18 protein-coding genes are annotated in these 23,506 nt (G+C 71.9%); 10 read left to right on the forward strand and 8 right to left on the reverse strand.

Translation table 11 applies throughout. From position 1 onward, the window contains the following. Positions 1-17: 17 nt before the first annotated feature. The 4 genes from argB to ACZ56E_RS14530 form a co-directional block, all read right to left on the reverse strand. Complete coding sequence (gene argB / locus ACZ56E_RS14515) at positions 18-938, reverse strand: acetylglutamate kinase (RefSeq protein ID WP_471214218.1); 921 nt, start codon at positions 936-938, stop codon at positions 18-20. A 17-nt stretch (positions 939-955) separates the two neighbouring features. Beyond that, the gene (gene argJ, locus ACZ56E_RS14520) at positions 956-2,107 is read right to left on the reverse strand and encodes a bifunctional glutamate N-acetyltransferase/amino-acid acetyltransferase ArgJ (RefSeq protein ID WP_471214219.1); all 1,152 of its coding nucleotides are present in this window, start codon (positions 2,105-2,107) and stop codon (positions 956-958) included. Then, positions 2,104-3,144 (reverse strand): N-acetyl-gamma-glutamyl-phosphate reductase, encoded by a 1,041-nt coding sequence (gene argC / locus ACZ56E_RS14525; protein WP_471214220.1) that lies wholly within the window; start codon positions 3,142-3,144, stop codon positions 2,104-2,106. The genes argJ and argC overlap by 4 nt, the downstream gene beginning before the upstream one ends. Positions 3,145-3,210: 66 nt before the next feature. Beyond that, positions 3,211-3,867 carry an isochorismatase family protein gene (locus ACZ56E_RS14530; protein ID WP_471214221.1) on the reverse strand — a complete coding sequence of 219 codons (657 nt, stop codon included), beginning with the start codon at positions 3,865-3,867 and terminating at the stop codon, positions 3,211-3,213. Positions 3,868-4,114: 247 nt separating this feature from the next. Here ACZ56E_RS14530 and ACZ56E_RS14535 point away from each other — a divergent pair, with 247 nt between their 5' ends. From ACZ56E_RS14535 to ACZ56E_RS14565, 7 genes are all read left to right on the forward strand, one after another. Further along, complete coding sequence (locus ACZ56E_RS14535) at positions 4,115-5,494, forward strand: DUF4192 domain-containing protein (RefSeq protein WP_471214224.1); 1,380 nt, start codon at positions 4,115-4,117, stop codon at positions 5,492-5,494. Positions 5,495-5,656: 162 nt separating this feature from the next. Next, complete coding sequence (locus tag ACZ56E_RS14540) at positions 5,657-7,741, forward strand: glycogen debranching N-terminal domain-containing protein (RefSeq protein ID WP_471214227.1); 2,085 nt, start codon at positions 5,657-5,659, stop codon at positions 7,739-7,741. Positions 7,742-7,852: 111 nt separating this feature from the next. Then, positions 7,853-8,614, forward strand: coding sequence for an NUDIX hydrolase (locus tag ACZ56E_RS14545; protein ID WP_362992694.1), 762 nt, complete (start codon positions 7,853-7,855; stop codon positions 8,612-8,614). Positions 8,615-8,779: 165 nt separating this feature from the next. Then, positions 8,780-10,738 (forward strand): ATP-binding cassette domain-containing protein, encoded by a 1,959-nt coding sequence (locus ACZ56E_RS14550; protein WP_471214229.1) that lies wholly within the window; start codon positions 8,780-8,782, stop codon positions 10,736-10,738. A 162-nt stretch (positions 10,739-10,900) separates the two neighbouring features. Beyond that, entirely contained in the window at positions 10,901-11,788 is an 888-nt protein-coding gene (locus tag ACZ56E_RS14555; protein WP_471214230.1) for a FadR/GntR family transcriptional regulator, read from the forward strand. Positions 11,789-12,257: 469 nt separating this feature from the next. Further along, positions 12,258-13,802 (forward strand): RNA polymerase sigma factor, encoded by a 1,545-nt coding sequence (locus ACZ56E_RS14560; RefSeq protein ID WP_398305137.1) that lies wholly within the window; start codon positions 12,258-12,260, stop codon positions 13,800-13,802. Between the two features lie 165 nt (positions 13,803-13,967). Beyond that, positions 13,968-14,798 carry a S1 family serine peptidase gene (locus ACZ56E_RS14565; RefSeq protein WP_471214233.1) on the forward strand — a complete coding sequence of 277 codons (831 nt, stop codon included), beginning with the start codon at positions 13,968-13,970 and terminating at the stop codon, positions 14,796-14,798. Between the two features lie 180 nt (positions 14,799-14,978). On the opposite strand, the gene ACZ56E_RS14570 is transcribed toward ACZ56E_RS14565, so the two are convergent. Beyond that, complete coding sequence (locus ACZ56E_RS14570) at positions 14,979-15,209, reverse strand: DUF7455 domain-containing protein (protein WP_362992703.1); 231 nt, start codon at positions 15,207-15,209, stop codon at positions 14,979-14,981. Between the two features lie 442 nt (positions 15,210-15,651). Here ACZ56E_RS14570 and ACZ56E_RS14575 point away from each other — a divergent pair, with 442 nt between their 5' ends. The 3 genes from ACZ56E_RS14575 to ACZ56E_RS14585 all read left to right on the forward strand — a co-directional run bounded on the left by ACZ56E_RS14575 (position 15,652) and on the right by ACZ56E_RS14585 (position 20,027). Then, complete coding sequence (locus ACZ56E_RS14575; protein ID WP_398305143.1) at positions 15,652-17,775, forward strand: type IIA DNA topoisomerase subunit B; 2,124 nt, start codon at positions 15,652-15,654, stop codon at positions 17,773-17,775. Between the two features lie 186 nt (positions 17,776-17,961). After that, positions 17,962-18,438, forward strand: coding sequence for a DUF485 domain-containing protein (locus ACZ56E_RS14580; RefSeq protein WP_471214234.1), 477 nt, complete (start codon positions 17,962-17,964; stop codon positions 18,436-18,438). Beyond that, complete coding sequence (locus ACZ56E_RS14585) at positions 18,435-20,027, forward strand: solute symporter family protein (protein ID WP_471214236.1); 1,593 nt, start codon at positions 18,435-18,437, stop codon at positions 20,025-20,027. The genes ACZ56E_RS14580 and ACZ56E_RS14585 overlap by 4 nt, the downstream gene beginning before the upstream one ends. Before the next feature lie 46 nt (positions 20,028-20,073). On the opposite strand, the gene ACZ56E_RS14590 is transcribed toward ACZ56E_RS14585, so the two are convergent. The 3 genes from ACZ56E_RS14590 to ACZ56E_RS14600 are packed head-to-tail and all read right to left on the reverse strand — an operon-like array spanning position 20,074 to position 23,484. Further along, complete coding sequence (locus ACZ56E_RS14590; protein ID WP_468602815.1) at positions 20,074-20,751, reverse strand: response regulator; 678 nt, start codon at positions 20,749-20,751, stop codon at positions 20,074-20,076. Then, a complete protein-coding gene (locus ACZ56E_RS14595; RefSeq protein WP_471214237.1) occupies positions 20,748-22,439 on the reverse strand; it encodes a sensor histidine kinase in 1,692 nt (563 codons plus the stop codon). Before ACZ56E_RS14595 ends, ACZ56E_RS14590 begins: the two co-directional genes overlap by 4 nt. Before the next feature lie 28 nt (positions 22,440-22,467). Beyond that, on the reverse strand, positions 22,468-23,484 hold the full coding sequence (locus tag ACZ56E_RS14600) for a sucrase ferredoxin (protein WP_471214239.1): 1,017 nt from the start codon (positions 23,482-23,484) through the stop codon (positions 22,468-22,470). Positions 23,485-23,506: the final 22 nt, after the last annotated feature.

Here is a 23,506-nt window from a genome sequence, read left to right on the forward strand (position 1 = left end):
CTGCGTCCGTGACGCGCTCAGACAGCGCACTCGGCGAGGTCAGGACTGTTGTCGGGAACCACGGTCGTGCCGGGGCTGGTCCTGTCCAGGACGCCCCGCAGCACCGCGTGCGGCACCCGCCCGTCGAGGACGTGCGCCTTGCGCACGCCGCCGCGGACGGCCCGCAGGCACCCCTCCATCTTCGGCAGCATCCCGCTCGCCAGCTCCGGCAGCAGCTCGTCCAGCGCATCGGCCGTCAGCCGCTCGATCACCTCGGTGCTGTGCGGCCAGTTCGCGTACAGGCCCTCCACGTCGGTGAGCATCACCAGGCGCTCGGCGTCGAGAGCCACGGCCAGGGCGGACGCCGCGAGATCGGCGTTGACGTTGTAGACCTGACCGTCCTCGCCGCGTGCCACGGGGGAGACGACCGGTATGTGGCCCTGCTCCAGAAGCGTGCGCACTGCGCCGGTGTTCACGTCCACGATGTCGCCGACGAGACCGATGTCCACGGACCGGCCGTCCACCCGGACGGACCGCCGCACGGCCGTCATCGTGTGCGCGTCCTCGCCCGTCATGCCCACGGCGAAGGGTCCATGGGCGTTGATGTGGCCGACCAGATCCCGCTGGACCCGGCCGGTCAGCACCATGCGGACCACCTCCATGGTCTCCGGCGTCGTCACCCGCATGCCCGCCGCGAACCGGGTCTCCAGGCCGAGACGGTCGAGCATCGCGTTGATCTGCGGGCCGCCGCCGTGTACGACGACGGGGCGCAGGCCCGCGTGCCAGAGGTCCACGACGTCACGCGCGAAGGTCTGCTGCAGATCGGCGTCCACCATGGCGTGCCCGCCGAACTTCACGACGACCACGCTGCCCCGCAGTTCCTCGGAGGCCTGCGGGTCCCCGGAGCCCCGCGGTTCCTCGGAGCTGAGATCCGCGTGCTCCCTGACGACCGTTCGCATGTCTGCCCCTACTCCGTTCACGAGCTGTACGCGCTGTTCTCGTGGACGTACGCCGCGGTGAGGTCGTTCGTCCAGATCGTCGCCGCCGCCTCGCCCGAGCGCAGGTCGACGGTGACCGTCACCTGACGCCCCGACAGGTCCACCTGGTCCCGTGGCTCACCCGCCGCACCGTCCCGGCACACCCATGCGCCGTTGATCGCCACGTCGAGGCGGTCCGGGTCGAAGACGGCGGAGGTCGTACCGATGGCCGAGAGCACCCGGCCCCAGTTCGGGTCCTCGCCGTGCAGGGCGCACTTGAGGAGGTTGTTGCGGGCCACCGACCGGCCGACCGTCACGGCATCCTGCTCGGACGCGGCGCCGACCACTCGTATCTCGATGTCCTTGGAGGCGCCCTCCGCGTCCGCGACGAGCCGGAGTGCCAGGTCGAGACAGACGCCGTGCACGGCCTCGGCGAACCGGTCCGGGTCCGGCCGCACCCCCGAGGCCCCCGAAGCGAGCAGCAGCACGGTGTCGTTGGTGGACATGCAGCCGTCGGAGTCCACCCGGTCGAAGGTGGTGCGCACCGCCTCCCTGAGCGTGGAGTCGAGCACCGCGGCGCTCACGTCGGCATCGGTGGTGAGGACCACCAGCATGGTCGCGAGTCCGGGGGCCAGCATGCCCGCGCCCTTCGCCATGCCGCCCACGGTCCAGCCGGGACCGGACGCCACCGACGTCTTGTGCACCGAGTCGGTCGTCTTGATCGCCACCGCGGCGGCCTCGCCGCCGTCCTCCGACAGTTGTGCCGCGGCAGACTCGATGCCCGGCGTCACCCGCTCCATGGGCAGCCGAACGCCGATGAGTCCGGTGGAACACACCGCGACCTGCCCGGGCTCGGTGCCCACAGCACGCGCCGTGCGCTCGGCCATCGCCCTGGTGTCGTCCTCGCCCGCGGGGCCCGTACAGGCGTTGGCGCCACCGGAGTTGAGGACGACCGCGGACAGTGCGCCGTCCGCGATCACGCGCCGGGACCAGTGCACGGGTGCGGCCTGGACGCGGTTCGAGGTGAAGACGGCGGCCGCGGCGCTCGAAGGCCCGCGGTTCACCACCAGCGCCAGGTCCGGGGCGCCGGACTCCTTGATCCCGGCGGAGACTCCGCTCGCGAGGAATCCCCGGGCAGCGGTCACGCTCACGGAGCCACTCCGTTCATGGGCAGGCCCGTCCCTTCGGGAAGGCCGAGGGCGATGTTCATGCTCTGGACCGCGCCGCCCGCGGTGCCCTTGGTCAGGTTGTCGATGGCGCTGACGCAGACGACCCGACGGGCGGCCGTGTCCACCGCGACCTGCAGCTGGGCGGTGTTGGAGCCGAGGACGGCACCCGTGGACGGCCAGGCGCCGGGCGGCAGCAAGCGTACGAAGGGCTCGTCGGCGTAGGCGCTCTCGTAGGCGGCACGCACCTCGTCCTCGGCGGTGTCGGCCGGTATGCCGGGGCGCAGGCGGGCCGAGCAGGTCGCCAGGATGCCCCGGGGCATCGGTGCCAGGGTCGGGGTGAAGGACACGGTCACGCGCTCACCGGCGACGTGGGACAGGTTCTGCGTCAGCTCCGGGGTGTGCCGGTGGCCGCCGCCGACTCCGTAGGGCGTCATCGAGCCCATCACCTCGGAGCCGACCAGATGGGGCTTGGCCACCCGGCCCGCCCCCGACGTGCCGCTGGCGGCGACGACGACGGCTTCCGGCTCCACCAGCCGTGCGAGGAAGGCAGGGAAGAGCGCCAGGGTCACCGCCGTCGGATAGCAACCCGGCACGGCGATGCGGTCGGCGCCCTTCAACGCGTCCCGCGCCCCCGGCAGTTCGGGCAGTCCATAGGGCCAGGTCCCGGCGTGCGGCGAGCCGTAGAACCGCTCCCAGTCGGCCGGGTCGCGCAGCCGGAAATCCGCCCCGCAGTCCACGACGAGGGTGCTCGCCTCCAACTGGCGTGCCAGTGCGGCGGACTGGCCGTGCGGCAGCGCGAGGAACACCACGTCGTGGCCGCGCAGGGACGCGGCCGACGTCTCCTCCAGGGCCCGGTCCGCGAGGGCGGCCAGGTGCGGTTGTACGTCCACGAGTCGCCGCCCCGCGCTGCTGTGCGCGGTCACCGCGCCGATCTCGACCTCCGGATGCGACAACAGCAGGCGGAGGATCTCCCCGCCGGCATAGCCACTGGCTCCGGCCACCGCGGCCCGTACTGTCATGATCTCCGTCTCTCGTGGTGTCCGTCTGTCCGTCTGTCCGTGCGCCCTGCGTGTCATCGGCGTGTCTCAGGCGTGGTTCGGCTCCCTGTGCAGGAGCAGGCCGCGCAGCAGACCGCCCGTCGTGCAGACCATTCCGGTGCGTGCCGCCCAGCGAAGCGCCAACGTGTGTTCCTCGGCGGAGAGGTCGGCCACCGCGTCGGCGACGACGAACGGCTGTATGTCGTTCATGAAGGCGTCCGCCGCGGTCAGCAGGACACCCAGGTGTGCGTACACCCCGCAGATGATCAGCTGGTCGCGGCCTTTCGACCGCAGCAGCCTGCCGAGGTGGCTGCGCAGGAAGGCGTTGTGGCGCACGTTCGACAACAGGTGCTCGCCGGGGCGGGGGGTGAGGGGCGCGACGATGGCGGCGGCGCCCGGCTCGTCGCCGATGCCCGGCCCCCACATGTCGGCGACGAGTCCTCGCTGCCCGGGGCCCTGCTCGGCCGGCTCCGCACTGAAGACCACGGGTATGCCCAGGGTCGCCGCGAGTTCTCGGAGCGTCGCGATGTTGTCGACGAGCTCCACCACCGGGGAACGCCCCGTGGGGAACGCGCCCACGAAGTGGTTCTGCATGTCGTGGACCAGCAGCGCGGCACGCACCGGATCGAGCCTCCAGGAGACATGCGACCGGGGGAGGGCGGTGCGGTCCGGCATCGGGTAGGAGCCGATGGCGGGTAGGCCCATGGGTGATTTCCCTCCCCTGAAGACGCGCGCACCGCTGGGTCCGAACTGCAAGTTGACCTTAGCTTAGCCTAACCTAAATAGCCCTACGGCTGATTGGGTCGGCCGGTCAGCTGAGCGCTGGTGTGAGACACATCTTGACGCCGGAGCGGGCGAGTTCGCTGAGCCTGTGGACAACCATTGGCGTGCCCCTGACCGGGGTTATCCACAGGGCCAACAGGAATCCTGCGATCCGCGGGAGAGTCGGCGCATGACGAATCACAGCGAAGCAGCCGGCCCGCTCGACGACCCGGTGGTCACCCTGCGCACCCCCGCCGAATTGGCGGACGCGTTGCCGTACTTGCTCGGGTTCAAGCCCGAGGAGAGCGTCGTGCTCATCGCCCTGCACGGCGAGCGGGGGCGGTTCGGCGGCCGCGTGCGCCTCGGCGTCCCCGAGCGCCCGGGGGACTGGCCCTGCGTAGCGGAGCAGCTGGCCCAGTGCCTGGTGAGCGGATGCGAGAGGAGGGGAGAGCGCCCCGACGGGATCGTCGCCTTCCTCTGCCAGGAGCCCGTCGGCGCGGAGACCGGACAGCAGGTCGTGGCGCGCCTGCGGCCGCTGGCCCAGGTGCTGCGCACGGCGTGCGGCCGCCTCGACGTGCCGGTGCTCGAAGTCGTGTGCATCTCGGCAGGCCGCTTCTGGACGTACTGCTGCCCGGACACCCGCTGCTGCCCGCCGGAGGGCACCCCGCTGCTCAGGCCGGGCACCTCGGTCCTGGCCGCCGCCGCGACCTACATGGGCGTCCGGGCGAGCGTCACGCAGAGCGAGATCAGGGGACGGCTGACCCCTTGGCACACCGCCGCGGCGACGGACCAGGAGCGAGCGCTCGACGCGGCAGCTCTCGAACTCGTTCCGAGAATGCTGAGCGAGGAGGACCTCGAAGACGACGGAGACGCTCAGGCTGTCCATGGAGTCGCCGCCGAGACACTCGACCTGGCCCGCCGGATCATGGCACGGCTGATGGCCGCTCCCGCCCTGCCCCATCCCCTCGACGCGGACAACAGGGACGACGAGCTGATCGCGCACGACGAGGCGGCCGCCCTGATCCTCGGCCTCCAGGACAGGGTGACCCGCGATCGCGCGGCGGAATGGATGGAGGGCGCCGACGGGCCGCCCGCGCTGCGCCTCTGGAGGGCCCTGGCCAGGCGCTGCGTCGGTGCGTACGCGGAGCACGCGGCCGCACCGCTGGCTCTCGCGGGCTGGGTCGCCTGGTCCCTCGGAGACCTCGCGGAAGGCCAGGAGGCCCTCGACATGGCACTGCGCGCCGACGCCGACTACACCTTCGCCCAGCTCCTCAACCGCGCCTGCAACGAAGACTTGGACCCGGAGTCCATCCGCCGCTGCCTGCGCAGGAGGCGCGACGAACGCGGCGGCGAGGTGGTGCCGGGCGCGGCGTCCCCCGAGACACCGGAAGGCGCTTCTCGGCGGCGGCGCCGCCGACGGCAGCACCGCTCGGCGGCGGGCGAGGGCCCCCGGACTTCCGGCGCCCCTCGGACGGTCGGCGGCCCACGCACCCCCGGCGGCCCTGGCCCGGGCACTGGCCCACGAAATCGTCGCCACGCCAGCAGGCGCGGCGCGGGGGACGACCAGTGAGCGCACGGTGCCGGTGCTGGGCCAGATGGTCGGCTTCCCGCCAGGAGGCGTTACTTGGACCCGGGTCGGCCCGTTCACCTGAGTGGCGGTACCCGCAGGATGGTCGCGCCGCCGTACCTCCCCCGACCTCCCGTAGCGCAGACAACGCAGAAGAAGCTGCCCATGTCTCTTCCCGCTCCGTCTTCCGTCTTCGACAGAGAGGGGCGCCGGCGAGCCGCGTCGGCCCCCACCCACTTCTCCGGCGGACCGGCACCGGCACCGGCTCTGCCCCCGGCCCCGGTGCCGCGCGGCACCGGCGAGCTCCCGCCCGCGCACGCCGTGCTGACCTGCGTCGCCCTGCCCGCCCTCGCGATCTCGACGGACCAGGGACAACTGACCGGCCGAGGACTGGAGGGCTTCTACCGCGCGGGGCGCCGGACCCTGTCCCGCTGCCAGGTGCGGGTGGCGGGCCGCGAGCCGGTCGCCGTGCAGGCCCGCATGCTGTCCGCGGACAGCGCCCGCTTCGTCGCGACGCTGCGCCTGCCGACGGACGCCGGACCGGACCCCGAGATCGTCGTCGAGCGGATCCGCCACGCCGACGGCACGGAGCGCATCACGCTGCACAGCGCGTCCGGACGCCCCCTGCGGCTGCCCCTCGAAGTCTCACTCGGCACGGACCTCGCCGAGGTCGGCGCGGTTGCCTCGGGCAGAGCCGGACCTGAACTGCCCGCCACCGTGCACGACTCCGGCATGCGCTGGTCCTCCGCCACGGCCCACTGTCTCGTCACGGCCGACCCGGCGCCCGCGGACGCCCTGGCCTCCGCCGGCCTGCTGCGTTGGGAGATGAACCTGCCGCCGGGCGCCTCCCGCAGTGTGGAGCTGAGAGTGCGGCCCGACGGCGCCGGGCCGGTCCGGGCCGCGGGCCACGGCGCGTCGCGCGCGGGCTCGGGCTCCGGGGCACGGGCCGTCGGGGACGACCCTCGGGTGCAGCCGCTCCTCGCCCGGTCCGTCGAGGATCTGCAGGCGTTGCTGCTCCGCGACCCCCGGCATCCGACCGACCTGTATCCGGCCGCGGGGGCGCCGTGGCGCTGCGGACTCGCGCCGGCCGAGGCGCTGGCCGCCGCCCGCATGGCGCTCCCGCTGGGCACACGCATCGCCGTCGGGACACTGCGCACCCTCGCCCGCAGCCAACTCACGGAATCGGGCCCCCGCTCCGGCATGCTCCCCGGACCGTTGCGGGACGCGGGACCGCACCTGCCGCCCGGCTGCACGGGCACCGAGGCGACCCTCCTCTTCCCGGTGCTCCTCGCGGAGGCGTGGCGGTGGGGGCTGCCCGAGCCGGAGGTCGAGGAACTGCTGCCCGTCGCGGAGCGGTGCCTGCGGTGGCTGCGCACCTCGGTCGGCGACGGCACGTTCCTGTCCGACGCCCGCCCGGGTGGGCTCGCGCGCGCCGAGATCCAGGCCCACGCCCATCGCGCCGCGCTCCTCGGCGCCGACCTGCTCGACGCGCACAGCCGGGCGGACCCCACCGGCCTGCGGCAGTGGGCCGCACAGCTGCGGTCCGCGTTCCAGGACGAGTTCTGGGTGGAGGACCGGGCCGGTGGCAGACCCGCCGCCGCCCGCCTCGCCGACGGCCGGCCCGTGCCGCACCTCACCGGCGGAGCGGCCCACCTCCTGGACACCGGTTTGCTCGGATCCGGCACCCACGCCCCCGGTCTGCTCGACAAGGTTCGGACCGAACAGCTCGCCCGGCTGCTCGGCGGCCCCGCCATGGACTCCGGGTGGGGGCTGCGCAGCCTCGGCGCGAAGGAGGCCGCGTACAACCCGTTCGGACACCGGGGAGGAGCGGTCCGCGTGCACGAGACGGCGATCGCCGTCGCGGGGCTGGCCGCGGCGGGATACGAGAAGGAGGCCGACTCGCTGCTGCGCGGCCTGCTCTCCGCGGCCGAGTCCTTCGGCCACCGGCTGCCCGAGATGTACGCGGGGGAGCAGCGCACCGAAGGCGGGGCTCCGCTGCCGCACCCGGCCGCCTGCCGCCCGGCCGCCACCGCCGCGGCCGCGGGGGTGCACGTCCTCGTGACACTCGCCGGTATCCGGCCCGACGCGCCCGCCCGCGCGGTGAAACTGAGCCCGGTCCGCAGCGCCCCGCTGGGCGAGCTGGGGCTGAGCGGGCTGAGCGTCGCGGGCGCCCCGTTCTCCGTGCGGGTCACCAGACTCGGCCTCGCCATGGTCGAGGAGGCGGCCGACGGACTGCAGTTGGGGGTGTGACCCCGCGAACCGCGCGCGGCGGCGGAACGGCCGGGTGGGCCCGGCGCCCCGAACCGTGCAGCTATGGGCGAAGGAGGTGTTTATCGTCAGGCAGACGACTATGATCGCGGCATGTCGCCCTACGACCCGTCGGCCTTCCCGCCCTTCGCAGTCACCGTCGACCTGGTCGTGCTGACCGTGCGCCGGCACGCGCTCTGCGCACTGGCCGTGCGGCGCGGTGAACAGCCGTTCCAGGGGCGTTGGGCGCTCCCCGGAGGTTTCGTACGAGCCGATGAGGACCTGTCGGCGGCGGCCGCGCGCGAGCTGATCGAGGAAACGGGCCTGTGCGCCCACGACCCCGACGCCCCCGCCCAGGCCAACGGAGCGCATCTCGAGCAGCTCGCCACCTACGGCGACCCCAAGCGCGACCCGCGCATGCGCGTGGTCAGCGTGGCCCACCTCGCCCTCGCGCCCGACCTGCCCGCGCCCCGGGCCGGCGGCGACGCGCACAGCGCCCGCTGGGCCCCGGTCGAGGCCCTGCTCCAGCAGGGCGGTTACGGCCGGGAGGACGAGCAGGCGGCGCCGCTCGCCTTCGACCACGCCCAGATCCTCGCGGACGGCGTGGAGCGGGCCCGCTCCAAGATCGAGTACTCCTCGCTGGCCACCGCGTTCTGCCCGCCGGAGTTCACCGTCGGCGAGTTGCGGCGGGTGTACGAGGCGGTCTGGGGCGTCGTCCTCGACCCGCGCAACTTCCACCGCAAGGTCACCGGCACGCCGGGCTTCCTCGTGCCCACCGGCGGGACCACCACCCGGCAGGGCGGCCGCCCCGCCCAGCTCTTCCGCGCGGGCGGCGCGACGCTCCTCAACCCGCCGATGTTGCGCCCCGAAGTCTGACGGTGCAGTCCGACGGCGGTCCGGCAGGACACAACTGGCCCAAGCCCTGACCGAAAAGCCGTAAATGTCGCGTTATCTTGCTGCAGTACCCACGGGGTTCGTCCGTCCCCGATCCGGCGGACGGGCCCCGGCCGCCGAGCGGTCGCACATCCTGCGAGAGAAGCGATGATCCAGGCCATCGGACTGACCAGCAATCCCCGCCAGGAGCTCCCGCCCGCCGTGGACGACGTGTCCTTCGAGGCACGCACCGGCCGCGTGACGGCGCTGCTCGACGCCGACACCGCCGACGCGACCACGGTGCTGCGGCTGATGCTCGAACTCCAACAGGGCCGTGGAATCACCTACTTCAGAGGCCGCCCACTGCACCGCATCGCCCGCCCAGCGCGCGAGGTGGGCGTCCTCCTGGGCGAGGTCCCCGGGCACCCCGCGCGTTCGGTCCGCGGCCATCTGCGCATGCTCTGCGCGGCCGTGGGCGTGCCCGCCGGGCGCGCCGACGACGTCCTGGAGGTCGTCGGACTCGTCAGCCTCAGGGAGGAGCGCCTCGGCACCCTCTCGCGCGGCATGGACCGCCGTCTGGGGCTCGCGTGTGCGCTGCTCGCCGACCCGCACGCGCTCGTCCTGGACGGGCCGGGCGACGGCCTCTCGGCCCGCGAGAGCGCGTGGCTGCACGGAATCCTGCGGGCCCACGCCGACCGGGGCGGCACGGTCCTGTTCACCACGAACGATTCCAAGGAGGCCGCCCGGAACGCCGACCGCGTCGTCACTCTGGAGTCGGGACGGCTGATCGCCGACCAAGAGGCCGCGGACTTCGCCCGGACCAGGCTCCGCCCCCGCGTCGCCGTCCGGAGCCCGCACGCCGCCCGCCTCGGCACCCTGCTCGCCAAAGAGGCACGCGCGGGCCGGCGCTCGATCGAGGTGGTCACGGAGGACGGCAACAGGCTCTCCGTGTACGGAAGCAACTGCGCCGAGGTGGGCGAGACCGCGTACCGGCACGGCATCCTCGTCCACCAACTCGCCGACGAGATCGGCGACACGGGTCCCTCGCAGCAGTCGCAGCCGCCGCAGCGGGAGCAGCCGGAGCCCGTGGAGCCACCCCGCACCGCGATCACGATCGCTGCCTCCACCGAACTCGCCATCGAGGGCGACACCGCACACGGCGCCGAACCCCACCCCGAGCCCCCCGCCAGAGACCCGCAAGAAACCCTTCCGCTTCCGCTCCCGCTCGCAGGCGACGACACCGTCCCGCTCGCCACAGGAGACCCAGAAGCGGCGCGCCCTGGCCCCCTCTCCGAGGCCCCCCACGCCCCCCGCGGCGCATTGTCCCCCCTGCCACCCCCCATCACCGTCCGTCCCAGCAGAAGCCCCCTCAACCCCCTGCGCTACGAAGTGCGTCGTCTGCTGGGCGTCGGTGCGGGCTACTTCACCCTGGCCGCCGTCCTCGCCGGCTCCGCCCTGCTCTGCGTGCTCCTCGCGCGGACCGGGCACACGCCGCAGCCGCGCCTCCTCGCGGCCTGGCCGCACGAACTTCCCTTGCCGCCCGCCGCCCTTGGCGCAGGGCTGCTGGGAGCCCTCGCCTTCGGCGACGAGTTCCGCCATCCCGCGCTCGCCGCGGACCGGGGCACGGTCCCGCGCCGCCTCGGGCTGCTCGGCGCCAAACTGCTCGTCGCGGCCGCCACCGCACTGCTGCTGAGCATCGTCGCGGTGGCCTCCGACGCCGCGCTGCTCCACCTTGTATACGGAGACGAGCTCACAAAGGTTCCCGCCGACTGGCTTTCGCTGGGCGCGAGTTGGGTTGCCCTGGTGACGGGGTGCGCCTGGGCCGGGGTGCTGGCCGCGGGTGTCTTCCGGTCCACGGCGGCCGGCCTCGCCGCCGTACTCGCGGTGCCGATCGTCGTCGTACCCCTCGTACAGAGAGCCGTCGAAGGACCGTCTGTGCGATCCGCGGCCGGACTTCCGGCGCGGCTCAGGGACCTCGCTCTGGTGCAGTGGCCGTTCGGTGCGGAGCGGTATCTGGCGGCGGGAGTGCGCATGATCGCTCAACCCGTGGGCGGCGCGCTGATGTTGTCGCTGACCGCTCTGCTCTGCACGTATCTGTTCACGGCGACGCGTGCCAGGGTCCGCTGAGGGGCGTCCGGGGCCCTCTGCCGAGGCGTTGTGGGCAACTCCCCGGAGGGCGTCCGTTTCTTTCCGATAAGGCGTCAATTGCGGCGGGGTAAGCGATCACCCTTTCGTGTGCTTTTCACCAAAGACCTCAAGGGAGTTGGAGGCAGCGCCGACAACTGATCCGTGAGTACCCTTGCGCACACCATGATGACCACCGCCCGCTCCGCCGACTCCGGCCTCGCAGGACCGGGCGACCTCGACCGATACCCGTACGCGGAGCCCGCCGGTGGCGACCGCGTCGTCGCCCCCGTGTGGGACGGCCCCGACCAGGATCTGGGGCGCATGGGCCGGCGCGCCGCCGGAAGTCGCGGCCGCGGGCTGCACGGCCAACTCGTCCAGCAGCTGGGCCAGATGATCGTCTCCGGCGACCTCGGAGCCGACCGCCCCCTCGTTCCCGAGGAGATCGGCCAGCGCTTCGAGGTCTCCCGCACCGTCGTCCGTGAGTCCCTCCGCGTGCTCGAGGCCAAGGGCCTCGTCAGCGCCCGGCCCAACGTCGGCACGCGCGTGCGCCCCGTCAGCGACTGGAACCTGCTCGACCCCGACATCATCGAGTGGCGGGCCTTCGGCCCGCAGCGCGACGACCAGCGGCGCGAGCTCGGCGAGCTGCGCTGGATGATCGAGCCCCTCGCCGCCCGCCTCGCCGCGGGCCACGGCCGCGAGGAGGTGCAGCAGCGCCTCTCCGACATGGTCGAGATCATGGGGCACGCGATGGGTCAGGGCGACGTGATCACCTTCTCCCGCGCCGACGCGGAGTTTCACTCGCTGCTCATCCAGGTCGCGGGCAACCGCATGCTGGAGCACCTGTCCGGCATCGTCTCGGCCGCCCTCCAGGTGTCGGGCGGCCCGATCACCGGCTGCGACCGTCCCAGCGAGGCCTCCCTCGTGCACCACTCCCGCGTCGTCGAGGGCCTCGCGGCGGGCGACGGAGCCGGCGCCGAGGCCGCCATGCGGCAGCTGCTCGTCGTCCACCCCGACGTGGAGCGCGTCGTGCCCGCCCCGCGCGAGCACTGACCGCGCGGCCACCCCGGCGCCGCTGTCGTGCGCGTGCCCCGCGGCGGCGCTGAGCCGTCGCGTACGCCACTCCGCGACCGTCGACGACTCCCGCCGCCGCTGCCCCGTGTCGCCGGACCTCCACGGGCTCCCCAGGAGCCCGACGGAGTCCGGCGACTCGAATGTGGGGGTTTCTTCGCCGGGCATCCGGGGATCATTCGTGCATGCGTATAGGTGGCTTCTGACCGTGTCTGGATGCTTTTGTGCGCTTACGTGGTGTGACTCGGGCCACGTAGATTGGGCGTAACGCTCCAAGGAACAGCGCGATGACCTAAGAGGTGATAGTCGAGGAGGGAATACAGACGTCGTCCGCGACGCTGTGCAGCTCCCCGGCCCCCGCCCGCGCCGTCGGCACAATCCCCAGCCGCCGGTCGTCGGCTCCGGTCCACAATGGACGGGGCCGGAAGCCGTTTTCCAACGTTCCGAGAGGTTGTTCGTGTCGGCCAGCACATCCCGTACGCTCCCGCCGGAGATCGCCGAATCCGTCTCTGTCATGGCGCTCATCGAGCGGGGAAAGGCTGATGGGCAGATCGCCGGCGATGACGTGCGTCGTGCCTTCGAAGCTGACCAGATCCCGGCCACCCAGTGGAAGAACGTTCTGCGCAGCCTCAACCAGATCCTCGAGGAAGAGGGTGTGACGCTGATGGTCAGTGCCGCGGAGCCCAAGCGCCCCCGCAAGAGCGTCGCAGCGAAGAGCCCGGCCAAGCGCACCGCGACCAGGACGGTCGCCGCCAAGGCCGCCACGGCGAAGCCCACCGCCACCGCCGCCACTGAGGCACCGACCGCGGACGGTGCCTCCGAGGACGCGCCCGCGAAGAAGGTCGCAGCCAAGAAGACGACGGCGAAGAAGGCCGTCGCCAAGAAGACCACCGCCAAGAAGACGGCGGCCAAGAAGACCACCTCCAAGAAGGACGCCGACGAGCTCCTGGACGAAGAGGTCACCGAGGAGGCACCCGCCGCCGGCAAGCCCGGCGAGGGCGAGCCCGCCGAGGAGGGCGCCCAGGGCTTCGTGCTGTCCGACGAGGACGAGGACGACGCGCCGGCCCAGCAGGTCGCCGCGGCCGGCGCCACCGCCGACCCCGTCAAGGACTACCTGAAGCAGATCGGCAAGGTCCCGCTGCTCAACGCCGAGCAGGAGGTCGAGCTCGCCAAGCGCATCGAGGCCGGCCTGTTCGCCGAGGACAAGCTGGCCAACGCCGACAAGCTTGCCCCGAAGCTCAAGCGCGAGCTGGAGATCATCGCCGAGGACGGCCGCCGCGCCAAGAACCACCTCCTGGAGGCCAACCTCCGCCTGGTGGTCTCCCTGGCCAAGCGCTACACCGGCCGCGGCATGCTCTTCCTGGACCTCATCCAGGAGGGCAACCTCGGTCTGATCCGCGCGGTCGAGAAGTTCGACTACACCAAGGGCTACAAGTTCTCCACGTACGCCACCTGGTGGATCCGTCAGGCGATCACCCGCGCCATGGCCGACCAGGCCCGCACCATCCGTATCCCGGTGCACATGGTCGAGGTCATCAACAAGCTGGCCCGTGTCCAGCGCCAGATGCTCCAGGACCTGGGCCGCGAGCCCACTCCGGAGGAGCTGGCCAAGGAACTCGACATGACCCCGGAGAAGGTCATCGAGGTCCAGAAGTACGGCCGTGAGCCGATCTCCCTCCACACCCCTCTGGGTGAGGACGGCGACAGCGAGTTCGGTGACCTCATCGAGGACTCCGAAGCGGTCGTGCCGGCCGACGCGGTCAGCTTCACGCTCCTCCAGGAGCAGCTGCACTCGGTCCTGGACACCCTCTCCGAGCGTGAGGCGGGCGTGGTCTCCATGCGCTTCGGTCTCACGGACGGCCAGCCCAAGACCCTCGACGAGATCGGCAAGGTCTACGGAGTGACGCGTGAGCGCATCCGTCAGATCGAGTCGAAGACGATGTCGAAGCTGCGTCACCCGTCGCGTTCGCAGGTCCTGCGCGACTACCTCGACTAGCCACACCCGGTCGCCCCGGCGGCCGTAGCAGCACTCCACGAAAGGCCCGGAGCCCGCAGCGCGCGGCTCCGGGCCTTTCGCGCGCGTGCGCGGGGTGCGGGTGCGGGGTGGGTGATACTGCATGACTCTGGGGTACTAACTGGCAACCCAGAGTGAGGAGATCGCATGCGTCGTCCCTTCGCCCGAGCGTGGACCGGGGCGCTGGTCGCGGCGGCCACCGCCGCCGCCCTGCCGCTGGCTGCACCGACGCCCGCGACGGCCGACAGCGTGATCGTCGGGGGCAGCCCGGTCGAGGTGTCCCAGAGTCCGTGGGTGGTGGCGATCGCCAGTCGTGACCGGTTCGGCGGTGACCGCTCCGGACAGTTCTGCGGTGGTGTGGTCACCGGGCGCTCGACCGTCCTGACGGCGGCCCACTGCATGAGCAAGGAGGTCCTGGGGGTGCCGCTGGGCCAGGTGCCGGACCTGAGGGTCATCGTCGGCCGCGGCGACCTCGGGTCGTCGGAGGGCGAGGAGGTCCGGGTGAGCGACGTCTGGATCAACCCGGAGTACGACGGCTACACGAACTCCGGCGACGTGGCGGCGCTGACCCTGGCCGAGCCGCTTCCCGAGACGCACACGATCCGCATGGCGGGCCGGGGCGATCCTGCGTACGAGGCGGGGACGGGCGCCGCCGTGTACGGCTGGGGGGACACCACGGGCAGCGGTGACTACGCCCGTACGCTCCATGCGGCGCGCGTGGAGGTCCTGGCCGACGCGGAGTGTGAGAAGGCGTATCCGGGCAGTGCCGACGGGCGGTACGTGGCCCGCAGCATGCTCTGTGCCGGTGTGACGGGTGGCGGGCGGGACGCCTGCCAGGGGGACAGCGGCGGGCCGCTGGTCGCACGGGGGCGGCTCATCGGGCTCGTGTCCTGGGGGAGCGGCTGTGGGCGCCCCGGGAGGCCGGGCGTCTATACGCGGATCTCCGAGTTCGTCGACGCGCTGAACGCCCGCGGCTGAGGCTCAGGCGGCCCCAGGTCCCGGGGGCCGAGATCGACGTCCAGAGGGTCCCAGGAGGCCCATGAAGGGGCCTGAGAGGCCCTGTGACGAGAGCGGGCGGCCGCTCCTGCTTGTCGGCAGGAGCGGCCGCCCGTTCACCGGCCTGGTGTGCCGGAGCTGGCTCGTCGTGGATGCGAAGTGTCAGCGTTCCTCTTCGGTGCTGCTGTCGGGAACGGCGGTCAGTCGCTCCGTCTCATCCTGTATCTCAGCGGCGATCTTCTTGAGTTCCGGCTCGAACTTGCGTCCGTGGTGGGCGCAGAAGAGCAGTTCACCGCCGCTCAACAGGACGACGCGCAGGTATGCCTGGGCGCCGCAGCGGTCGCAGCGATCAGCGGCCGTCAGGGGGCTCGCGGGGGTCAGAACAGTAGTCACGTCGCCTCTTCTCTAGCTCGACGAGCTGTCGTACCAGGGTCAACATCCAACCAGGCCGAAAACGTTCCCGCTCGTGGCTTTTCCTCGAATTTTCTTTCCGAGGAGGTTGTCCGTTGCCGGTTGGCGGCGAATGTGCCGTATTGCGTCTCTTACGTGTCTTACGGTTTCGCGCTGTCTGTCAGGGTCGGATCCTCCCCGGCTGGCTTGCCGGTTGTTCATGAGGACGTGCCCGGAGCCTAAATGGTTCATGCCTCGAAGGGAACGTGACGTGCGCTTCACTCCATCGAGGGATCGAACATGTATGCGAGCCTGGACTAGTCTGAGTTGAGACGAGGGTGGCGTTACAACGGCTCTACCAGGCCTCGGTACCCTCGGACCGGCAACCGAAGCCGCGTCCTTACCCCAAAGGACTCCCCTTGAAATTCAGCGAGGAGCGAACCGCGTGACCGCCGAGACGTCCGTGCCGTCCACAGCATTGCTGACAGGAGCAGACCGGGACGGTTCCAACTACACCGCGCGGCACCTGCTCGTCCTGGAGGGGCTCGAGGCGGTCCGCAAGCGTCCGGGCATGTACATCGGGTCCACGGACAGCCGCGGCCTGATGCACTGCCTCTGGGAGATCATCGACAACTCCGTCGACGAGGCCCTGGGCGGGTACTGCGACCACATCGAGGTCATCCTCCACGACGACGCCTCCGTAGAGGTCCGGGACAACGGCCGGGGCATCCCCGTCGACGTCGAGCCCAAGACCGGTCTCTCCGGAGTCGAGGTCGTCATGACCAAGCTGCACGCGGGCGGAAAGTTCGGCGGCGGTTCGTACGCCGCTTCGGGCGGTCTGCACGGCGTGGGCGCCTCCGTGGTGAACGCGCTCTCCGCGCGGCTGGACGTCGAGGTCGACCGCGCCGGGCACACCCACGCGATCAGCTTCCGGCGCGGCGTCCCCGGCGCTTTCGCCAAGACCGGGCCCGACGCGCCCTTCGACCCCTCCGCCAAGCTGACCAAGGTCAAGAAGATCCCCAAGGCCCGCAGCGGCACCCGTGTGCGTTACTGGGCGGACCGGCAGATCTTCCTCAAGGATGCCAAGCTCTCCCTGGAGAACCTCCACCAGCGGGCGCGGCAGACCGCGTTCCTGGTGCCGGGCCTGACGATCATCGTCCGCGACGAGTTCGGTCTCGGCGAGGGCGGCACGAAGGGTGAGGAATCCTTCCGCTTCGACGGCGGCATCAGCGAGTTCTGCGAGTACCTGGCGCAGGACAAGGCGGTCTGCGACGTCCTGCGGTTCTCCGGACAGGGCAGCTTCAAGGAGACCGTCCCCGTTCTGGACGACCACGGCCAGATGACGCCCACCGAGGTCACCCGCGAGCTCGGCGTGGACGTGGCGATGCGCTGGGGCACCGGTTACGACACGACGATCAAGTCGTTCGTCAACATCATCGCCACCCCGAAGGGCGGCACCCATGTCAGCGGTTTCGAGCGCTCGCTGACCAAGACGATGAACGAGGCGATGCGCGCCCAGAAGGTGCTCCGCGTCGCCGAGGACGACATCGTCAAGGACGACGCCCTGGAGGGGCTCACGGCGGTCGTCACGGTGCGTCTGGCGGAGCCGCAGTTCGAGGGGCAGACGAAGGAGGTGCTCGGCACCTCCGCGGCCAACCGCATCGTCGCCAATGTCATCGCCAAGGAGCTGAAGGCGTTCCTGACGTCGACCAAGCGGGACGCGAAGGCGCAGGCCCGCGCGGTCATGGACAAGGCGGTCGCGGCCGCGAGGACCCGTATCGCGGCGCGCCAGCACAAGGACGCCCAGCGCCGCAAGACCGCCCTGGAGTCCTCGTCGCTGCCCGCGAAGCTGGCGGACTGCCGCAGCGACGACGTGGAGCGCAGCGAGCTGTTCATCGTGGAGGGCGACTCCGCGCTCGGCACCGCGAAGCTCGCGCGGAACTCGGAATTCCAGGCGCTGCTGCCGATCCGGGGCAAGATCCTGAACGTGCAGAAGGCGTCCGTCACGGACATGCTGAAGAACGCCGAGTGCGGTGCGATCATCCAGGTGATAGGAGCCGGGTCGGGCCGGACCTTCGACATCGACGCGGCGCGCTACGGAAAGATCATCCTGCTTGTGGACGCCGACGTCGACGGCGCGCACATCCGCATCCTGCTGCTGACGCTGTTCCAGCGGTACATGCGGCCGATGGTGGAGGCGGGCCGGGTGTTCGCGGCGGTGCCGCCGCTGCACCGCATCGAGCTGAGCCAGCCGAAGAAGGGCCAGGACAAGTACATCTACACGTACTCCGACCGGGAGCTGCGGGAGACCCTCCTGGAGCTGCAGCGGAAGAACGTGCGGTACAAGGACTCCATCCAGCGGTACAAGGGCCTGGGTGAGATGGACGCCGACCAGCTGGCCGAGACGACGATGGATCCGCGGTTCCGCACCCTGCGCCGGATCAACATCTCGGACCTGGACTCGGCCGAGCAGGTCTTCGACCTCCTGATGGGCAACGACGTCGCGCCCCGCAAGGAATTCATCACCAGCTCCGCCGCGACACTCGACCGCTCCCGCATCGACGCGTAGCGCCGTCCTGGGGGGCCGCGCTCTCCACCCACGGGTGGACGGCACGGCTCCCCGGCCGCTCCCGCGGGGCGGCTGGGCGGCTTCACCTGATGGGGTGAAGAGGGCTGGGAGGAGAGTCACGGATCTTCCCGTTCTGCCCATCCTTGGGCACGTGGCCGAACAGGGCCGCGGGCTAAGGAGAGTTCGGTGGAGAAGCACGACGGGCACGATGTGGTGCCGGTCCGGGCCGACGCCGGCCGGGGCAGGTCCGGAGACCTGAGGGACCCCTGGCACGACGCGCCGCAGCGGAGCATGAGCCCGGCCGACATCTACCTGGAAGTGCAGCGCAGTGACGCCTTCCAGGAGGTGCGCGGCAGGTACCGGCGGTTCGTCGTCCCGGCCTGCGCCGTCTTCTTCACCTGGTACGTCGCGTACGTCGTGACCGCGACCTCGGCACCGGCCCTGATGGCACGCCCCGTCGCCGGAGCCGTGAACGTGGCGATGCTGGCGGGGCTCGGACAGTTCCTCACCACCTTCCTGCTGACCTGGGCGTACGCGCGACACGCGAGGCTGCGCCGGGACCGGGCGGCACTCGATCTGCGCTGGGCCGTCTTCGAGCAGAAGAGGCAGCAGGAGCAGAAGAGGCAACAGGAGCAGCGGCGGGAGCAGGGGGCCGGCCGATGACGGGGAATCACCAGGGCCTGGCCCTGCTGCTGTTCGCGGCCTTCGTGGCCGTCACCCTCGCGATCACCACCTGGGCGAGCCGCAACCGGCACGGCACCGCGGAGGAGTTCTACGCGGGCGGCCGGCTCTTCTCCCCCATGGAGAACGGTTTCGCCATCGCCGGTGACTACATGTCGGCCGCCTCCTTCCTCGGCATCTCCGGCCTGATCGCCCTCTTCGGATACGACGGGCTGCTCTACTCGGTGGGCTTCCTCGTCGCCTGGCTGGTCGTGCTGTTCCTCGTGGCCGAACTGGTGCGCAACTGCGGCCGGTTCACGCTCGGGGACGTCGTCGCCGCACGGATGAGGGAGCGGCCGGTGCGGATCGCGTCGGGAACTTCCTCGGTGACCGTGTCCGTTCTCTATCTGGTGGCGCAGATGGTGGGGGCGGGCTCACTGGTGGCGCTGCTGCTCGGCGGGACGAGCGGCGCGGCGCAGACCTGGACAGTGGTCGGCGTCGGCGCGCTCATGGTGTTCTACGTGTCGTTCGGAGGAATGAGGGCCACCACCTGGATCCAGATCGTCAAGGCGGTCCTGCTGATGGGCGGGGCGATCGCGCTGACCGTGCTCGTCCTGGTGCGCTTCCACGGGGACTTCGACCAACTGCTGCGGACCGCCGCGGACCGGAGCGGCCACGGCGACCGGTTCCTCGCACCCGGGTTGAAGTACGGCGGCGACTGGACCGCGCGCCTCGACTTCATCAGCCTCGGGCTCGCGCTCGTGCTCGGCACCGCCGGTCTGCCGCACATCCTGTCCCGCTTCTACACCGTGCCGACCGCGCGCGCCGCCCGCCGCTCGGTCGTCTGGTCCATCGGCCTCATCGGCAGCTTCTACCTGATGACGATCGTCCTCGGCTTCGGCGCGGCTGCCCTGGTGGGCCCGGACGCGCTGCGCGGGTCGAACACCGCGGGCAACACGGCGGTTCCGCTCCTCGCGCTCGACCTGGGAGGCGGCGCCCACACCACAGGCGGAACGGTTCTGTTCGCGGTCGTCGCCGCCATCGCCTTCGCCACGATCCTCGCCGTGGTCGCCGGCATCACCCTCGCCTCATCGGCATCCGTCGCCCACGACCTGTACGCCTCCCTGCGGCGGCGGGACGCGAAGCCGCGCAGCGAGGTGGCGGTCGCCCGGCTCGCCGCGGCCGGGGTCGGCGTGGTCGCGATCGGCCTCGGCCTGCTGGCCCGCGACCTCAACGTCGCGTTCCTGGTGGGCCTCGCCTTCGCGGTCGCCGCGTCCGCCAACCTGCCCGTGCTGCTCTACTCCCTGTTCTGGCGGAACTTCACCACGCGGGGCGCGGTCTGGTCGGTGTACGGGGGACTGCTGCCCGCTCTCGCGCTGGTGATCCTGTCGCCCGTCGTCTCCGGAGGGCCCGGTTCCCTGTTCCCCGGGGTGGACTTCCAGTACTTCCCCCTGGAGAACCCCGGCCTCGTCTCCATCCCGCTGGGCTTCCTCGCGGGGTGGCTCGGCACGGTGACCTCGCGCGAGGAGGCGGACGAGGCCAAGCACGCGGAGACGGAGGTGCGGTCGCTCACGGGCGCGGGCGCGGCGTAACGGTTCCGCCGACGACCGGGAGGCCACCGGACGGCTCCCGGTGCGCTCAGACGCTGGCCGCCCACTCGTAGCGGTGCTCAGGACGGCCCATGTCGCCGTACTTGAGGCTGAGCCTGACCCGGCCCGTGCGCTCCAGGAGCTTCAGATAGCGCTGTGCCGTCTGCCGGCTGAGCCGCGTGCGGTCCGCCAGCTCCTGGGCCGAGAGCGGCCCCTCAGCGGCCATCAGGGCCCGCCGCACCAGCTCCGCCGTGGTGGGGGAGTGGCCCTTGGGAAGATCGGGCGCCGGAGTGGCCGAGAGGGCACCGAAGATGCGGTCCACCTCGGCCTGCTCCGCCTCGCCACCGCCGTCCAGGGTGCGGCGCAGCGTCGCGTACGCGTCGAGCTTGGCGCGGAGTCCCGCGTAGGAGAACGGTTTGACCAGGTACTGGAGCGCGCCGTGCCGCATCGCCGCCTGCACCGTGGCGACGTCGCGCGCCGCGGTCACCATGATCACGTCGGTCTGATGGCCGCGCTCACGCAGGCTGCGTACGACCGAGAGGCCCGTCTCGTCCGGCAGATAGTGATCCAGCAGCACCAGATCGACGGGGACGTCCTCGACGAGCCGCAGGGCCTCGGCGGCGTTGTGCGCCTTCGCCGCCACCCGGAAACCGGGGATCTTCGCCACATAGGCGGCGTTGACGTCCGCGACACGGACGTCGTCGTCCACGACGAGAACCTCGATCATCGTGGCTCCTTCGGGGCCGTGGTCATCGTCGCTCCTTCGTGCGCGCGGTCATCGTGCTCCTCCGGCGCGGCGAGCTCGGGCCGCGTGAGCGCCTCGGGCAGGACGACGGTGAACTCCGCGCCCCCGTCCGGTGCTTCACCGGCCCGCGCGGTGCCGCCCTGGCGTTCGGCGAGCCTGCGGACCAGTGCGAGGCCGATGCCGCGCTTGCCGTGCGCCGGGGGCTCCTTGGTGGTCCAGCCCTCGGTGAAGATCGTCTCGCGCTGCTCGGCGGGGACTCCCGGGCCGGAATCGCAGACCTGGAGGACCACGGTTCGCTCTTCGGCGCGCACATCGACCTCCACGCGCGCGTGGCGGGTGCCCGCGGCGGCGTCGAGCGCGTTGTCGACGAGGTTGCCGACGATCGTGACGAGCCCGCCCGGATCGACGAGCCGGTCCGGCAGAGCGGTCTCGCGCCGTACGGAGAGCGCGACGCCCCGCTCCGCGGCGACCGTGGCCTTGCCGACGAGCAGGGCCGCGAGCAGCGGGTCGTGGATCTTCTCGGTGATCTGCTCGGCGGTCACCCGGTGGGCCCCCGCCACCTCGCCGACGAACTCGGCCGCCTCCTCGTACATCTCCAGTTCGAGCAGGCCGAGGAGCGTGTGCATGCGGTTGGCGTGCTCGTGGTCCTGGGCGCGCAGGGCGTCGATGAGGCCGCGGGTGGAGTCGAGCTCGCGGCCGAGCTGCTCCAGCTCCGTACGGTCGCGCAGGGTGGCGACGGCGCCCCCGTCGTCGGTGGGCATGCGGTTGGCGACCAGGACGCGCTGCCCGCGCACCGTCAGCAGGTCGGTGCCGGTGACCCGTCCCGCGAGCACGTCGGTCGTCCGGCCGGGGCCGAGCGCCCCGTCGAGCGGCTGCCCGATCACTTCGGTGCCGAGACCGAGGAGGCGCTGGGCCTCGTCGTTGAGCAACCGGATCCGTCCGGTGCGGTCGATGGCGACGACGCCCTCACGGATGCCGTGCAGCATCGCCTCGCGCTCCGCGAGCAGGGCCGAGATGTCCGAGAAGGCCAGGTCGCGGGTCTGCCGCTGCACCCTGCGGGAGATCAGGTACGCCGCCAGCGCGCCGACGGCGAGAGCACCGCCCGCGTAGGCGAGCAGTCCCGGGATCGAGTGGACCAGGCGGGCCCGCACACTGTCGTACTCGATGCCTACGGAGACGGCGCCCACGATGTCCCCCTGCGCGTCCCGCAGTGCCACCTTGCCGCGGGCCGAGCGGCCCAGGGTGCCGTTGTCGATCTCCATGACGTCGCGGCCCGCGAGGGCGTCGCTCGGGTCCGTCGAGACGACCTTGCCGATCTGGGCGCGGTCCGTGTGGGACCAGCGCACACCCTCCTTGTTCATGATCACCACGTACTCGGCGCCGCTGGCCCGACGGATCCGCTCGGCCGCCGCCTGGACCGGCCCGTCGGCCGTGGGCCGTGAGGCGGACAGGTCCTCGGCGATCTCCGGCTGGGCGGCCGTCGTCTGGGCGATGGCGAGCGCGCGGCGCATCGCCTGGTCGTCGAGCTGGTCGCTCAGCGGTGCGAGGAAGAGGCCGGTGGCGAGCACCGCGACCCCGGCGGCGATGGCCAGCTGCATCAGCAGCACCTGCGAGAACACGCGCCGCGGCAGACCGAGGCGGAGGCGTCGCGCAGGGGAGGTGGGGCTCATGTGTACGAACGGTACGGCCGTGAGCGGGCTACTCCGAAGTCACTGTGGCGGGGATCTCGTCCCCCGGTCCGCCGGGGCCGCCCGGGAGCGCCCGGATCGCCACCACGTCCATCCGCGCGGGCGACGCGAGGGCCGCGCCGCAGCTCTCCGGGCGGGGCGGCAGGGATGCGCCCTGCTCGACGGTGACCCGCCACCGGCGGCCGTCGGTGTGCGCGACGGTCACCTCCAGCCGCGGGCCCGTGCCTTCCGTATCCGTGCCTTCCGCATCCGCGCCGTCCGGACCTGTCCCGCCCGGCCGCGAGCTTTCCGTGGCGATGACATTCAGCGTCCCGGCCGCGTCTTCCCCGGTCGACGTGCGCACCGCCAGCTCGGCGGCTTGTCCGGGCCGCTCCCAGGCGGAGCTGCCCCGGCAGCCCTCGGTGACGACGCGGTCCGCGCGTGCCGCCTCGAGGACTTCCTTGACGGCCGGCACGTCCATCCGGCCGTACGCGTATCCGTGGGGCAGCACGAGCAGAGTCGGGGAGAACCGATGACCGCCCAGATGAGTGATTTCCCAGACGCCCTCCTCACCCGAGTCGGTGAGTGCGGCGGCGAGCGGCCTGCCGAGCAGGGCGCAACAGCGGTCGCGCTTGCCGTTCGTGCAGACGAGTGCGAGTGGGGCGCCGGTGTGCGGGGCCCCGAAGCCGCCGTGGTCGCCCGTGCCGAGGGCCGCGAAGTCGAGGTCCAGGAGTCGCCGCGGATCGTCGAGCACGGCGCCGCGCAGCCAGGTGCGCCCGGGGACGGTGTGTCCCACGTACACCTGGTGCCGGCGCGGCGCGTGACAGTCCGCGTGGCGTCCGGGGCGGCGGATGAGGGCGACGCGCACGCCGGTTCCCTCAGCGGCCTTCTCCAGGGCGCGGCCGACCTCCGGGTCGAGATGGCTGGACTTCAGCGCCTTGGCGCCCCAGGGTCCCGGCTGTTCCAGCAGCAGCCATGTCCTGGCGGTGGCGGCGGTCCCCGCGAGAGGTTCGGCCAGGTCCCGCGAGGCGGTCGCGCACGTACTCACGCAGGTGAGCCTAACCTGCGCT

The sequence above is a fragment of the Streptomyces sp. NPDC039480 genome (assembly GCF_055597165.1).

Coding starts and splice junctions, on each gene's coding strand:
- argB (WP_471214218.1), bottom strand. CDS start 938: ATGCGAACGGTCGTCAGGGAGCACGCGGATCTCAGCTCCGAGGAACCG.
- argC (WP_471214220.1), bottom strand. CDS start 3,144: ATGACAGTACGGGCCGCGGTGGCCGGAGCCAGTGGCTATGCCGGCGGG.
- ACZ56E_RS14530 (WP_471214221.1), bottom strand. CDS start 3,867: ATGGGCCTACCCGCCATCGGCTCCTACCCGATGCCGGACCGCACCGCC.
- ACZ56E_RS14535 (WP_471214224.1), top strand. CDS start 4,115: ATGACGAATCACAGCGAAGCAGCCGGCCCGCTCGACGACCCGGTGGTC.
- ACZ56E_RS14540 (WP_471214227.1), top strand. CDS start 5,657: ATGTCTCTTCCCGCTCCGTCTTCCGTCTTCGACAGAGAGGGGCGCCGG.
- ACZ56E_RS14545 (WP_362992694.1), top strand. CDS start 7,853: ATGTCGCCCTACGACCCGTCGGCCTTCCCGCCCTTCGCAGTCACCGTC.
- ACZ56E_RS14550 (WP_471214229.1), top strand. CDS start 8,780: ATGATCCAGGCCATCGGACTGACCAGCAATCCCCGCCAGGAGCTCCCG.
- ACZ56E_RS14565 (WP_471214233.1), top strand. CDS start 13,968: ATGCGTCGTCCCTTCGCCCGAGCGTGGACCGGGGCGCTGGTCGCGGCG.
- ACZ56E_RS14585 (WP_471214236.1), top strand. CDS start 18,435: ATGACGGGGAATCACCAGGGCCTGGCCCTGCTGCTGTTCGCGGCCTTC.
- ACZ56E_RS14590 (WP_468602815.1), bottom strand. CDS start 20,751: ATGATCGAGGTTCTCGTCGTGGACGACGACGTCCGTGTCGCGGACGTC.
- ACZ56E_RS14595 (WP_471214237.1), bottom strand. CDS start 22,439: ATGAGCCCCACCTCCCCTGCGCGACGCCTCCGCCTCGGTCTGCCGCGG.